We start from the raw sequence: 12,911 nt of genomic DNA, 5'->3' as shown, positions 1-12,911 counted from the left end.
GATTGAAGAATGTTTCCACCCGTTCCCAATCCCAGTGTCCAGCCGCAAGCTCCGCGCTTCGGTGACAGTGACCTGATGCGGCGGTCGGCGTCATCCGTGACGCCACCCGCCGAACGCCAGACAGAAGTGGCCAAGCTGATCGACGTGTCGAAATGCATTGGCTGCAAGGCGTGCCAGTCGGCCTGTGCCGAATGGAACGATACGCATGAGGAGGTGGGCATCAATGTGGGGGTCTATGACAACCCGCATGATCTGACGCCCAACACCTTCACGCTGATGCGCTATACCGAATGGGATAATCCCGACACCGGCAATCTGGAATGGCTCATTCGCAAGGATGGTTGCATGCATTGCGAGGACCCCGGCTGCCTCAAGGCCTGTCCGGCGCCTGGCGCCATCGTGCAATATTCCAACGGTATCGTCGATTTCATCCACGATAATTGCATTGGCTGCGGCTATTGCATCAAGGGCTGTCCGTTCAACATCCCGCGCATCTCGGAAGTGACCCACAAGGCCTATAAATGCACACTGTGCTCCGACCGCATTGCGGTTGGACAAGGCCCGGCCTGTGCAAAAGCATGCCCTACTCAGGCCATCGTCTATGGAACCAAGGACGAAATGAAGGAATGGGCCGATGGACGCATCAAGGATCTGAAATCCCGTGGCTTTGAAAATGCCGGGCTTTACGATCCGCCGGGAGTCGGCGGCACACACGTCATGTATGTGCTGCACCACGCCGACAAACCGGAAATTTACGCCAACCTGCCGAACAATCCGCGCATCAGCCCGGTTGTCGAAGTCTGGAAAGGCGTCTCCAAATATGCAGGCATGGCGGTAATGGGGCTGGCCGTCGCCACCGGCTTCCTGCATTATATTTTCAAGGGTCCGAATGTCGTGACCGAACATGATGAGGAAGAGGCCGAAAAGCTCACGGGAGAAAAAAGCTCATGAGCAAGACCGACTTTGACGATGTTTCCGCCAGCGATGACATAGAACCGGGCAAGCCGGTCCGCGTGCATCGCTATTCCGGCGGCGCGCGCATCAATCACTGGATCACCGCCATCAGCCTCGTGCTGCTGGCGCTTTCCGGGCTTGCCATGTTCCACCCCTGGCTGTTTTTCCTGTCCGGTCTTTTCGGCGGCGGTCAATGGACGCGCACCATTCATCCATGGATCGGCGTCGTGCTTTTCTTCAGCTTCTTTGGTCTTTTCGTGCGTTTCTGGAGCGCCAATCTCTGGAAGCGCGAGGACACGCGCTGGCTCGGTCAGGTCGATGATGTGATCGCTGGCAATGAAGAGAAACTGCCCGAAATCGGCAAATATAATGCCGGGCAGAAGCTCGTTTTCTGGTCAATGTCATTGCTGATCATCATCCTGATCGTCTCGGGCCTCGCCATCTGGAATGAATATTTCGGCTTTATTGTCAGCATCGACCAGCAACGCTGGGCATTGCTTATCCACTCCATGGCCGCCGTCATCGCCATCTGCGTCTGGATCGTGCATGTCTATGCCGCAATCTGGATCAGAGGCACGTTCAGCGCCATGACGCGCGGCACGGTGACCGGCGGCTGGGCATGGCGGCACCATCGCAAGTGGCTGCGCGAGTTGAACGCCAAGCGCAAGGCGAAGCAGGCAAGCGGCAAACCGGCAGCATGATTTTACGCATCGCCGGGTTGAAAAATCTGGCGATCGACCGAGAATGAATATGGTTGCACTGGTCCACGTGGCCCGGCGGGTTCGTGAGGGAGTAGAATGGCAGGCAAGACAGATCTGGCGCCGGACCCGACGGCGATTGGCGAAATATCGTCTCCACCCTTTGTACGATTGCCTGATCCCGACGACCTGTTTTCCCGAAGAGCCGCGCGCCTGCGGCTGCTGGGTTCGGTCAGCCCACTCAAACCCTATCTCGAATTTTTGGCCGATCTGAGCGGTGCGCAGGCTGCGGTTCAAAAAGAGCTCGGTCCGGTTTCGCCAAGCGACACCAGCCGGAAACCTGAAATGCCCTGCATTGACCGCGATGTGGCAGCATCGGATGGCACCCTGAATTCAACCTTCGACAACTTGTTTGATCGCGTGCACCATATCGCCAAACCAAAGGATGCCGCCGATGCCTTGGCACGTGTGGCCGCAGCCAGCCCGGCAGAGCGCCGCAGCATGATTGATGCGGTTTTTACCGGTATGCTGCCGCCGGATGCGATTGCCGAACATATCTATATCTGGGCAGGGCTTCAGTTGCATTTCACGCGGCTTGCATCCGCGCTTGATCCGAAAGCCGTGCTGCCCGTTGCCGATGGCGTCTGCCCCACTTGCGGCAGCATGCCATCCGGGTCAATCGTGGTGGGCTGGAAAGGCGCACATGGTGCGCGCTTTTGTTCCTGCTCGGTTTGCAACACGCTCTGGCACTATGTCCGCATCAAGTGCGTCTGCTGCGGCTCCACCAAGGGCGTCGGCTATAAGGAAGTTGAAGACGGCGGCGGCGTCATCAAGGCGGAAACCTGCGACGAATGCCAAAGCTGGACCAAGATCATCTACCAGCAGCAATCCACCGATGCAGACCCGATGACCGACGATGTGGCAAGCCTCGGCCTTGATATGCTGATGCGCGAAACGCCCTATCGACGCGGCGGTTTTGCAGCCTTGCTTGCAGGATTGTGAGGCACGATGGATCAGACCCGGTCTCACCTGCGGCAGTTGCCCTCCGTCGATGCACTCCTGCAAATGCCGGAACTTGGTCCCGCGCTCGAACGCTTCGGTCGCCCGGCGCTGACCGAAGCCATCCGCACTGTTCTGACCGAAGTGCGCGAAGCCGTGAAATCCGGTGCTGCACCGTCCTACAGCGCAGAGATTACCCAACGCGTTATTGATTTGCTTGAAGCCTCTGAGCAATCGAGCCTGCGCCCACTGTTCAATCTGACGGGAACGGTTCTGCACACCAATCTCGGACGCGCCATATTGGCCGAAGCGGCCATCGAAGCTGCGACGGCAGCCATGCGCGAAGCCGTTTCGCTGGAGTTTGATCTTTCCACCGGTGCACGCGGCGAACGCGACGACCATTTGCGCGCTTTGGTCTGCGAACTAACCGGCGCGGAAGACGCTACCGTCGTCAACAACAATGCCGCCGCCGTGCTGATCGTGCTGAACAGCCTTGCGGCGGGCAAGGAATCGGTCGTTTCACGCGGCGAACTGATCGAAATCGGCGGCGCGTTCCGCATGCCGGATATCATGACCCGCGCAGGCACCAGACTGGTTGAGATTGGCACCACCAACCGCACCCATCCGCGCGATTATGAAGGCGCTATCGGGCCTGATACGGGGCTGATCTTGAAGGTCCATACTTCCAATTACCGCATTGAAGGCTTCACGCGGGAAGTATCGGCGACGGAGCTTGCCGCAGTCGCCAAGGCCCATGGTGTGCCGCTGGTCAACGACCTTGGGTCCGGCACACTTGCCGACCTCTCCGCTTTCGGTCTGGCGCATGAGCCGACCGTGCGCGAAGCGATGGCCGAAGGGGCCGATATCATTACCTTCTCCGGCGACAAGCTGTTGGGCGGCCCGCAGGCCGGGTTCATCGTCGGGCGGCGCGATCTGATCGCCCGCATCAACAAGAACCCGATGAAGCGCGCCCTTCGCGTGGACAAGATCAGGCTCGCCGCGCTGGAAGCAACGCTAAAACTCTATCGCAATCCCGAACGTCTGGCCGAAAAGCTGCCGACGCTGCGCTATCTGGCGCGGTCGAAAAGCGACATTGCCATTCAAGCCACCCGATTGCAGCCGGAACTGCAAAACGCGCTCGGTTCCGCTTTTGATGTGACAGTGACGAATTGCGCCAGCCAGATCGGCTCCGGCGCTCTGCCATTATCGACAGTTCCAAGCGCCGGATTGTCCATCGCCCCGAAAAACGGCAGTGGCTCCGCGCTCACCTCTTTGGCCACCGCGCTCCGACAATTGCCGCTGCCGGTGATCGGGCGCATCGAAAAAGGCGCTTTCATTCTCGATCTGCGCTGCCTTGATGATGAGACCCGCTTCGTCAGAAACCTGGCTTCCTATGCGGCTCGCTGATCTTTTCTCCCGCAAGCCAAAGCCAGACAGTGACGCGCAGTCGCTGGAACTGGCGCTCGTCGCGGCGAAATCAGGGGACTACGCCACCGCCCTGTCGATATGGGAACCGCTGGCGCGCAAGGGCAATGCCCGCGCCCAGAACAATATCGGTGCCTGTTTTGCGGGCGGCATGGGGGTCGAAAGAAATATCGATCTCGCGCATCAATGGCTGGCCTTGTCTGCAAAGGCGGGTGACGCCTCCGGCCAGCGCAATCTCGCCTCGCTTCTGTTCAAGGGCGAGGACATCGACCCCAACTATCCCGAAGCGGCAAGACTCTATCGGCTGGCCGCCGAGCAGGGCGACGCGCAAGCGCAGGACATGCTGAGCTGGATGCTGCTGGAAGGTGACGCCATTGCCGCCGACCCGGTGGAAGCACGCGAATGGGCGTTGAAAGCCGCCGAAAGCGGTGTTGCCGCCGCCATGACGCGGCTTGGTATGATCTATCATAACGCACTTGGTGTGCAGCGCGATCCAGCGCAAGCCGTGTTCTGGTGGCGCAAGGCGGCAGACGCTGGCGAGGCCGATGGCGAAGCCATGTTGGGTGCCGCGCTGCATCTCGGCATGGGTGTGGAACGCAATGCTTTGTCGGCTTATGAACACCTGTTACGCGCTCGCTCCCAAGGCAGCGCCCTTGCCGAGCCCTTCCTGCAAGCGGCTCGCGAACAGCTCGGTGACGATGAGCGCAGAACAGCCGAAACGCGCGCTGCCGGAGGCCACCGCCCATGATTATCGGCACGGCGGGACATATCGACCACGGCAAGACGTCCCTCGTCCGTGCGCTCACGCAAATCGACACTGACCGGCTCAAGGAAGAAAAGGCACGCGGCATTTCCATCGATCTTGGCTTTGCCTATCTGCCCCTGACAGGCGACGAACAGGACATCCTCGGTTTCGTCGATGTGCCGGGGCATGAAAAATTCGTGCATACCATGCTGGCGGGCGCGGCCAGCATCGACTTCGTTCTGCTGGTGGTGGCGGCAGATGACGGCATCATGCCGCAAACACGCGAACATCTGGCCATCGTCAATCTGCTTGGGATCAAACGCGGCATCGTTGTGATCACCAAGTGCGATCTTGTCAAAGCCGCGCGCGTGAGCGAGGTGGAAGCCGACATCCGCAACATTCTGGCCGCAACACCGCTTGCCGATGCTGTCATATTGCCGGTGTCCACGGTGACTGGCGAAGGACTGGACCAGCTTAAAGCGACGCTCGAAACCGAGGCGCGAAGCTTTCCGCATCGCCCTGCCGATGGACGCTTTCGCCTTGCTGTGGATCGGTCCTTCACCATCCAGGGCGCGGGGACTGTCGTGACAGGCACCGTCCTTTCCGGCACGGCCAGGATCGGCGATCAACTGACTATCAGCCCTTCGCGAAAACCGGTGCGCGTGCGCACAATCCATGCGCAAAACCGGCCACGCGAAACTGCACAGGCGGGCGACCGTTGCGCGCTCAATCTGGCAGGCGAGGGCATCTCCAAGGACGCTGTCAGTCGTGGCGACATGGTGTTGTCGCCCGACTTGCACCTGCCGACAGATCGTATCGACGCCTCGCTTTCAATCCTGCCATCGGAACGCAAGCCGATAGACCAGTGGTTTCCAGTACGGCTGCACCATGCGTCGGCGGAAGTGGGTGCGCGCATCGTGCTTTTGCAGGACGAGGCGCTCGCGCCGGGCCCGCATGGACGTGTGCAACTGGTGCTGGATCGCCCGATTGCAGCCGCATCGGGTGATCGTTTTGTCATTCGCGATGTCTCCGCGCAGCGGACAATCGGCGGTGGTCGCTTTCTTGATCTGCGCCCGCCGCAGCGCAAGCGCCGCAGCCCTGAACGCATGGCGCAACTCGACGCCCATGCCATTGATGACCCAGTACAAGCGGCACGGGCGCTGCTGTCCGTCGATCCGTTTTATCTGGATGCAACCGCTTTTCTGCGCGACCGTGCTTTGAGCCATGGACCGCAATATCTGGCGCAAGCGCTCGATGCGACGGTTCTGCCGCAAGGACAGGCGCAGTTGCTGCTGTTGCCGGAGCGCTGGGATGCATTGCGGAATGCCATTCTTGAGCGGCTCGGCATTTTCCATGACGAGAATCCGGACCTGATCGGCATGGGCGTGGAAAGACTGCGTCTGCTTTTAAAACCGCGCCTGCCTGCAAGCGCCTTCCGGGCTGCGATAGCCGCGTTGACGGATTTGCAACTGGTGAAGCTCGACGGCGCTTGGCTTCGGCTCAGCGAGCATGAGGTGACGATGAGTGACGCCGACGCAGCACTGTGGGAGCGGATCGCGCCGATGCTTGGCGGCGAAGCGCGCTTTCGCCCGCCGCGCGTGCGCGACATTGCCGGTTTGGTGGGCGAAAAGGAGGAAGACATCCGCCACATTCTCAAGCTTGGCGGTCGGATGGGTCGTGTGCATGAAGTGGCGCACGATCATTTTTTCAAGCGTGATACGATTGCCGAGATGATCGGCATACTCTCGGTGATGGATGAAGAATTCGACAGCGGCTGGTTTATCGCCGCGCGTTTTCGAGACCGTGTGGACAGTGGCCGCAAGGTGGCGATCCAGATCCTTGAGTTCTTTGATCGCAACAGCGTCACAATCCGGCGCGGAGATTTGCGACGGCTAAACCGTCGCAAGCTGGACTTGTTCGGCGATTTCGCTGAGACCCGACCCACGGATGAATGCCCCGCCTGAACGGGGCAAACCATCCGCCTTAAAAGATAAAGCGCTTGCCACTGGTCGATGTGGAAACGCGACCCAATTTGCCTGGGCCACCTGCCACCACCGGGCCGGATACCTGATCTTGCTTGATAGTCTGCTTGGTGGTCGACACAGCGGGCGCTGACGCAAATGCTGTTCCCGACACCATGAATGCCCCAATCGCTAACACGGCTATGGTCTTCATCATTCCTCCTCTACTGGTCTCGCCAGTATGGACGCCGAAATTTGATGAGATCATGCAGGCGTTGTTACACAATCCCCCCTCAGGAAACGGTAGATTTTGCCCGGGCGCTATACGGCATCTGTCGTATTTCGGGGGGGCTGAGCGCTCTGGACGCAGAAAATCCGCGCCCTAGTTAGTTTTTACCCACCTATGCGTTCCAAAATGACGCAACAACAGGGCGCAACGAGGAGACGCCTTCATGCCTGAACCGAAAGAAGACGGCCAATCCGCGGAGGTCCTGAAGGAAAGTCTCCCCTCCAAAGCGGCAGCTATTCATGAACTCATTCGCCGCGAAGGCGAAAAGGAAATGAACAGGGAGGCGATGGCGCTGTTCTGGTCGGCAATCGCCGGTGGTATTTCGATGAGTACCTCGATGATCGCCCGGGGCATTCTGGAGGCCTACCTTCCCGACGGGAACCTGTTCTTTCTGCTCAGTTCAGCCGGCTATACCGTGGGCTTTATAATCGTGATCATCGCCAACCAGCAATTGTTCACCGAAAACACGATCACCCCGGTTCTGCCTTTTATGACAGAGCCGACAGCGTCTCACTTTTTCAAGATGATACGACTGTGGAGCATCGTTCTTTTGGGCAATCTGATTGGAGGAGCGATTGCCGCCCTCGTCATAGTCTTGATGCCCATCTTCTCCGTTGAGGTTACGCGCACATTTACAGATATGGGCAAGCATCTTATGGAAAACACAAGTAATGAGCTATTCAGCAAAGGCATCATGTCTGGATGGCTGATTGCGACTTTGGTCTGGATGCTGCACAGCACCAAGCAAGGCCATATTTTTCTTATTTTCCTGATCACCTATCTCATTGCAATCGGTGATCTCACCCATATCGTGGTCGGGTCGATTGAAGTGCTCTTCTTGCTGTTCATCGGCGAAGTTTCCGCTTTCGACAGCATCTTCAAATTCGGTCTGCCCACGCTTTTTGGTAACATCGTCGGGGGCACATTCATCTTCGGGCTGATTTCGCACGCCCAAATCCGGGCCGACGAATAGCTGGAACCAAAAGGCGGGGAACTTTCGCTTGCGTCCGAAGTTCGTTGTCGTTGGTGTCAATTGCCGCTCAGACCAAGCTCGGGAACTTGGCACCCGCCCTGTCTTGCCACGCAAGACAGGGCATTTTTAACGGAACCATTTTTGCTCTGGTGCATTCAATCGCCGTTTTACTGCATCTTGCAGGCTTTTGATTGGTGGCTGAAAGGAGGGTTCTATGCCGCTCTTCAATGAAGCGAGCCGTATATACGCGCCGGGAGAAGTCGATTTGATGCGCAGATGTTTTACCGAAGCCAGCGAGAAGCTCGAGGCAGGCGGCAACGCCTATTCAGCTTCGGACCTGGCATCCAGTATCATCAGTCTCTACCAGAGCGGATTGCGTAATCAGACATATATCGCTGATCTGGCAGCGGGCATTGCAAGCGCCAGATATCTGTCCCGACAACAAGAAGTCGACGTCAACCAGCAAGACCAATGACCCAGGAGGGAAGAAAATGGCACAAAAGCGAAATCCGTGGTCCGACCCGGATCTGGTACGAGAGAAAGAAGCTATCGATCCATCTCCTGTGGAACCGAGTGACCATCAGGAAAAGCCTACTCACGAACAATCAAATACGCCGGGCAACCCGCATATCCAGGTTCCCAAAGAATCTTATCCCGACCGTTCGAATGATTGAGTGAGTAACGCTCAAGGCCCTTAAGCCAGACATTTCCATGCTGCGCGGATGCCATCAAGACTTGGTGGGAACGCTTGCTTGATGTAGCGTTTAAGCCCAGTGCCAGCGGAGTCTGGCAATGAGGTTTGGCAACAATCACCCCTAGCGATCATGAGTGACGAAACATGAAGACACTGGCGACAGCTATTTGCATACTGATCGTGGCGGCAGCCCTCACCGGATGCGCCAACCGCTCGTGCCGCGATTGGCCGGGGACGTGCATCATTCAGTGATTGAGACAAACCGGGCAGGCCCAGCTGAAGTGGGCGTTACGTCCCGCGTTTCTCGCTATTCTTCTTCTTTTTATCTTCGTCGTAGTGAAACTTGATGGCGAAGAACATAGCCACGCCCAACACGAGAACCTTGAACGCTATCAAGAATACAGGAATCCATTCCATCTTCTGAATATTCCATGCTGCTATCTATCGCGAAGGCACTAGCACAAATAGCACCCAACGCTGCGGCGCAGATTGACGCGGTGATAACCCGTTACTACAGTTAGCCCGTGCGAAAGTATGGGACGAATTCAATATCTGGAAGGGATGCATGCCCGGTGGCATGTCCGGACTTCAAATTCTAACGCCCACGTCTGCCGCTGTATATGATCGTCCGCGAGAGTCCATGCTTATCGGGAATAGCGGCAGGCGCATTCTTCATTTGTATGTAGCTATATTGGATCGTGCTACCGAATTGGGTAGCAGAATGGTAGCACCCCGTTCTTTCTCTGTTCCAGCCCGCAAGATCGGCCAGACCAAATCTAGACCCGTCTTAAACCGTCTGATTAAGACGCTTGTCAGACGATGAAACGTTACGGAAGCGTTACAGTAACGTCACGCGTAACGCCCTGTTGCGTCACGTGACGGCGTGACCTGTCACGTGACAGTCACGGCATTACCGGAGATAATCGCGAGATAATTCGGTTTTGCCGTGGCAAAAATTTAGCGTTTGCTAGGGCCAGATCGTTTGAAAACAACGGCTTGCAATATCCGTTGTTTAACCAAATGCTTTCAAGCAAAGAAAGCCAACTGATAACCCGTCGGTTTAGCGTTTGACGGATTTCTTTGAACTTTTCGCCCTTATTATGCACAGTTTGTGCACGGCGTGCCTGCGTTTCAGGATCGTATCGAGGCGACTTTCGGCGAAACTAGACAAATCTGTCCAGTTAAATATGGCTCAGGGCCACATTTAAAAACTGGGCAAGCTGCGCTTGAGCGGGATGAGCAGGTGGCGAAGTGGATTGCATTGAATGCTCAGAAGGTATCCCAAGAGCATTCGGTGCAAACTGCACCAATAGGTCATCGTCCTCGTAGCGGCATTAATGAAGCGTCTCGCCAGCTTGGGATAGAAAGTACTGACGCCAAGCGAGCCGTCAACGTTGCCAGCCTTTCCGATGAAGCCAAGGAAGCCGCTCGCGAAGTCGGACTTGATGAACATCAGACGAATTTCGTCGGATGTCGGAACGAAATCCGTACCGACCCCGGTAGTTTTTAGCGACTGCCCACCACCTGAATGTCAGCCAGATCGACAAGCCCGTGCATCAGTCAGGATAAATCGATGGCAGAGTGAGTCGTGGCCATGTATGCTCCGCTAGTGGCCTCAAACCATGCTCGCGCCACCAGTGCTGCTTGGGCGTGCGAAAGCTTCACTTCCTCGCCGTTTATGGTGACGAATATGTCAGCGCCGCGCCGGATCGGTTGAAGGTCGCGGATGCTCATGCCTTCTTATCGGAAGCGAGCACCGCCAGCACTTGGTCAAGACGCTTGTTTGTCTCTTTCAAACCTTCGCGGGTTTCGTCTCTCATTTCCTTCATACCGTCCCGCAACTGCTTCACATGATCGTCAAGATCGACGCGGCGCACGTATTCATCGCGAACACGGTTCACTCGGTCATGAAGTTGATCGTCACCGTCTTTCTGTGATTTGGAAAGCGAGCGGAAGGCCGTAATCAGCGCCCCACTGAAAAAGACGATCAGAGTGACCGACGTGCCCATGAGCCATTTCAAGTCCTCACTCATTTCATCCCCTTCGCCAAATCATCGTAAAAGCCCGCACAACGATCCGTTCTCGCGTTCTGCCGGTCCAGCGCGTCTCGTTCTCCAGCCGGGTTTGCAGCATCTGGAGACACTTGGCGTCAGAATAATAGTCACCCTTCTTCACGCCCTTGGTTTCGCCGGCGCAGACCGTCCAGACCTTACCGAGGCTATCCCAATAGGCTTTGTTCTCGACGCCTTCCCACGGGACAGTGAGATAAGTTGCCGTCAACGCGACAAGGCCAATCCCGGATGCCAGCACGCCCTTTGCTCGTTTACTCGCCATTTCTAAACTCCTTCTGTGAAACGATGCGCGCAACAAAGGCCCCTGCAGTGATGATCAGCGACAGGGCAGCAAACGCGCCGGTTGGGATGGGGAGAGCGTCACCGATCAGCGGCAACGCGACTTCAACGCCGGACAAAATAACGGCGAGCAAAAGCAAACGGATGCTCCACGCACGCGCGAGCACCCGCTTCCAATCGGAAACGAGTTTCATGGTCCTCTTTCGGTGAAGAAAAAGCCGCCTCGTTGGGCGGCGGCATTGTTCAGAAATATTGGGAAATCGTTTGTTACGATTGACCACATCATTACAGCCCTGCTACTGCGAAGCCGCATTGGAGGGTGATGTGCGTGTCTGATTTCTCAGAAACTCGAAATTTTGGCCTAGATATCGTACGCGCAGCGGCGATCACAATGGTTTTGATAAGTCATGCTCGACAGGCGCTTGTTTCCCCTGACAACAACATGGCGCTCACCTTTGGAGGATGGTTCGGTGTAGAACTATTCTTTGCTCTATCCGGGCTTCTTATCGGCTCCATCCTCATAAAAATGTTCAACCAAGGAGTAACCGGATACAGTTTTGGACGCTTCTGGTTCCGCCGTTGGATGCGAACTCTACCCGCTTATTTTTTCATTCTTTTGTTTTTCTGGATAGTTTATGGGCGGGTTCAATTCAGTGACTTCATATTGCTTCAATGGCCCATAAACCACAATCAAGGTGTTGTTCCGGTATCTTGGTCGCTCGCCGTGGAAGAATGGTTCTATATTCTGTTCCCGCTGGGGGCTTTGGCCGCTTCATGTTTTTTCAAGAAGCGAGGAATGCTGATCGCGATCTTGGCCGCCATACTCATTCCGATAGTCGTCCGCGTACATCAGCATTACGCAGGCTCAGAACCGATCTCTATCCGTGTTAACCCGTTTCGTTTCGACGGGATGGCTTATGGAGTACTTATCGCCTATCTCATTCAAATCAAACGCGTCCGAGACACGTTTCAACAGTTGTGGCCCTTGCTTGTGATTGTAGCTTGCCTGCTTTTTGCTGCGGACCTTTACCGTTATTCCGGCTCCTTGCTTGGCCTTCCTACGCCAATGCTCCCACGTTGGTATCATGATGTAGCAGGCTACATCGTTACGGGGTTAAGTGCCGCGTCAATTGTGCTCGTCTTCTATTTTCGTCGCCCTTCTCTTGGAATTATTGCGAAAAGCGCAATCACGTACATCAGCAAAGTCAGTTACAGTCTCTACCTCTGGCATATGCTGATGTTCAGTTACTCGATCCGCTTCTTTCCAGAATATCGGGGGCCTATTCTTTATTTCGTGATGATCATTGCGGCGATCATTCTTTCGTACATCCCGTATATTTTGATAGAACAGCCATTTATAAAAATCCGCGACAAACTAACTCCTCCAAATAAACCAACTAGCTGAAATCAAAATGAATTTAGCAATTCAGCTGCCCTTTCCTCTCCGAAAAGACCGGTAGCCATGCTTTTCAGCAACGGCCAAAGCTCGTGATCTGACCGGAACGTGCTCGCCGTCAGGAAGATTTGCCGAGTGCGGAAAGGCTGGGTTGCCATGGCAGCATTGACCTGTTCGGCCTCTTCATCAGTCATGCGTTCCCAGAGAGTAACGGCGGGTATGATCGTGACAGGCTCGACGGCGGGTGGTGCATATTCAATGACCTGACTGTTTTCCCACTTGCGCAGCCCTTGGTTATCAAGAAGATCAGAGTACTGTTCGAACGTAATCTCTATTGCGTCATCGGGGAAGCCAGAGGGACAGACATTATCCGGGTAAAAACCCGTTGCGAAACCTTCCGCGTTGAGGGTAGCTCGAATAATCATT

Annotated in this window: 16 protein-coding genes; 11 read left to right on the top strand and 5 right to left on the bottom strand. The window is 56.1% G+C overall.

Annotated elements, in window-relative coordinates:
- The first annotated feature begins 9 nt into the window (after positions 1 to 9).
- From fdxH to selB, 6 genes are all read left to right on the top strand, one after another.
- Complete coding sequence (gene fdxH / locus WIX40_RS05970; RefSeq protein ID WP_171318007.1) at positions 10 to 951, top strand: formate dehydrogenase subunit beta; 942 nt, start codon at positions 10 to 12, stop codon at positions 949 to 951.
- Positions 948 to 1,655: a formate dehydrogenase subunit gamma gene (locus WIX40_RS05965; protein ID WP_109366927.1), complete on the top strand. Its 708-nt coding sequence runs from the start codon at positions 948 to 950 to the stop codon at positions 1,653 to 1,655. Before fdxH ends, WIX40_RS05965 begins: the two co-directional genes overlap by 4 nt.
- 96 nt (positions 1,656 to 1,751) lie before the next feature.
- A complete protein-coding gene (gene fdhE / locus WIX40_RS05960; protein WP_339439177.1) occupies positions 1,752 to 2,654 on the top strand; it encodes a formate dehydrogenase accessory protein FdhE in 903 nt (300 codons plus the stop codon).
- Between the two features lie 6 nt (positions 2,655 to 2,660).
- Positions 2,661 to 4,058: an L-seryl-tRNA(Sec) selenium transferase gene (gene selA / locus WIX40_RS05955; protein ID WP_339439175.1), complete on the top strand. Its 1,398-nt coding sequence runs from the start codon at positions 2,661 to 2,663 to the stop codon at positions 4,056 to 4,058.
- The gene (locus tag WIX40_RS05950; protein WP_339439173.1) at positions 4,045 to 4,824 is read left to right on the top strand and encodes a tetratricopeptide repeat protein; all 780 of its coding nucleotides are present in this window, start codon (positions 4,045 to 4,047) and stop codon (positions 4,822 to 4,824) included. The genes selA and WIX40_RS05950 overlap by 14 nt, the downstream gene beginning before the upstream one ends.
- Complete coding sequence (selB, locus tag WIX40_RS05945) at positions 4,821 to 6,785, top strand: selenocysteine-specific translation elongation factor (protein ID WP_339439171.1); 1,965 nt, start codon at positions 4,821 to 4,823, stop codon at positions 6,783 to 6,785. Before WIX40_RS05950 ends, selB begins: the two co-directional genes overlap by 4 nt.
- A 19-nt stretch (positions 6,786 to 6,804) precedes the next feature.
- Here selB and WIX40_RS05940 read toward each other — a convergent pair whose 3' ends face one another.
- On the bottom strand, positions 6,805 to 6,999 hold the full coding sequence (locus tag WIX40_RS05940) for a hypothetical protein (RefSeq protein WP_140024694.1): 195 nt from the start codon (positions 6,997 to 6,999) through the stop codon (positions 6,805 to 6,807).
- Positions 7,000 to 7,234: 235 nt separating this feature from the next.
- Here WIX40_RS05940 and WIX40_RS05935 point away from each other — a divergent pair, with 235 nt between their 5' ends.
- The 4 genes from WIX40_RS05935 (at position 7,235) to WIX40_RS05920 (ending at position 10,248) form a co-directional block, all read left to right on the top strand.
- Positions 7,235 to 8,044 carry a formate/nitrite transporter family protein gene (locus tag WIX40_RS05935; RefSeq protein ID WP_109366921.1) on the top strand — a complete coding sequence of 270 codons (810 nt, stop codon included), beginning with the start codon at positions 7,235 to 7,237 and terminating at the stop codon, positions 8,042 to 8,044.
- Positions 8,045 to 8,258: 214 nt separating this feature from the next.
- Positions 8,259 to 8,519, top strand: coding sequence for a hypothetical protein (locus WIX40_RS05930; RefSeq protein WP_140024692.1), 261 nt, complete (start codon positions 8,259 to 8,261; stop codon positions 8,517 to 8,519).
- A 16-nt stretch (positions 8,520 to 8,535) separates the two neighbouring features.
- A complete protein-coding gene (locus WIX40_RS05925) occupies positions 8,536 to 8,718 on the top strand; it encodes a hypothetical protein (protein ID WP_339439167.1) in 183 nt (60 codons plus the stop codon).
- Positions 8,719 to 9,981: 1,263 nt separating this feature from the next.
- The gene (locus WIX40_RS05920) at positions 9,982 to 10,248 is read left to right on the top strand and encodes a hypothetical protein (RefSeq protein ID WP_339439165.1); all 267 of its coding nucleotides are present in this window, start codon (positions 9,982 to 9,984) and stop codon (positions 10,246 to 10,248) included.
- 220 nt (positions 10,249 to 10,468) lie between these two features.
- On the opposite strand, the gene WIX40_RS05915 is transcribed toward WIX40_RS05920, so the two are convergent.
- Genes WIX40_RS05915 through WIX40_RS05905 form a run of 3 tightly spaced genes read right to left on the bottom strand, consistent with a single transcriptional unit; the run spans position 10,469 to position 11,283 of the window.
- On the bottom strand, positions 10,469 to 10,747 hold the full coding sequence (locus WIX40_RS05915; protein WP_339439164.1) for a hypothetical protein: 279 nt from the start codon (positions 10,745 to 10,747) through the stop codon (positions 10,469 to 10,471).
- A gap of 25 nt (positions 10,748 to 10,772) precedes the next feature.
- Positions 10,773 to 11,072, bottom strand: a complete 300-nt coding sequence (locus WIX40_RS05910) for a glycoside hydrolase family protein (protein ID WP_339439162.1) — start codon at positions 11,070 to 11,072, stop codon at positions 10,773 to 10,775.
- The gene (locus WIX40_RS05905) at positions 11,062 to 11,283 is read right to left on the bottom strand and encodes a DUF7940 domain-containing protein (protein WP_339439160.1); all 222 of its coding nucleotides are present in this window, start codon (positions 11,281 to 11,283) and stop codon (positions 11,062 to 11,064) included. Before WIX40_RS05905 ends, WIX40_RS05910 begins: the two co-directional genes overlap by 11 nt.
- Before the next feature lie 134 nt (positions 11,284 to 11,417).
- Between WIX40_RS05905 and WIX40_RS05900 the strand changes: the two genes are divergently transcribed.
- A complete protein-coding gene (locus WIX40_RS05900) occupies positions 11,418 to 12,494 on the top strand; it encodes an acyltransferase family protein (RefSeq protein WP_339439158.1) in 1,077 nt (358 codons plus the stop codon).
- A gap of 2 nt (positions 12,495 to 12,496) precedes the next feature.
- Here the strand turns inward: WIX40_RS05900 and WIX40_RS05895 are convergent, their stop codons facing one another.
- Positions 12,497 to 12,910, bottom strand: a complete 414-nt coding sequence (locus WIX40_RS05895) for a hypothetical protein (protein WP_339439156.1) — start codon at positions 12,908 to 12,910, stop codon at positions 12,497 to 12,499.
- Position 12,911 lies beyond the last annotated feature (1 nt).

Origin of the sequence: Ochrobactrum teleogrylli (assembly GCF_037482325.1) — a bacterium.
GTDB lineage: Bacteria > Pseudomonadota > Alphaproteobacteria > Rhizobiales > Rhizobiaceae > Brucella > Brucella teleogrylli.
This window is presented reverse-complemented; position numbering and strand designations above follow the sequence as displayed.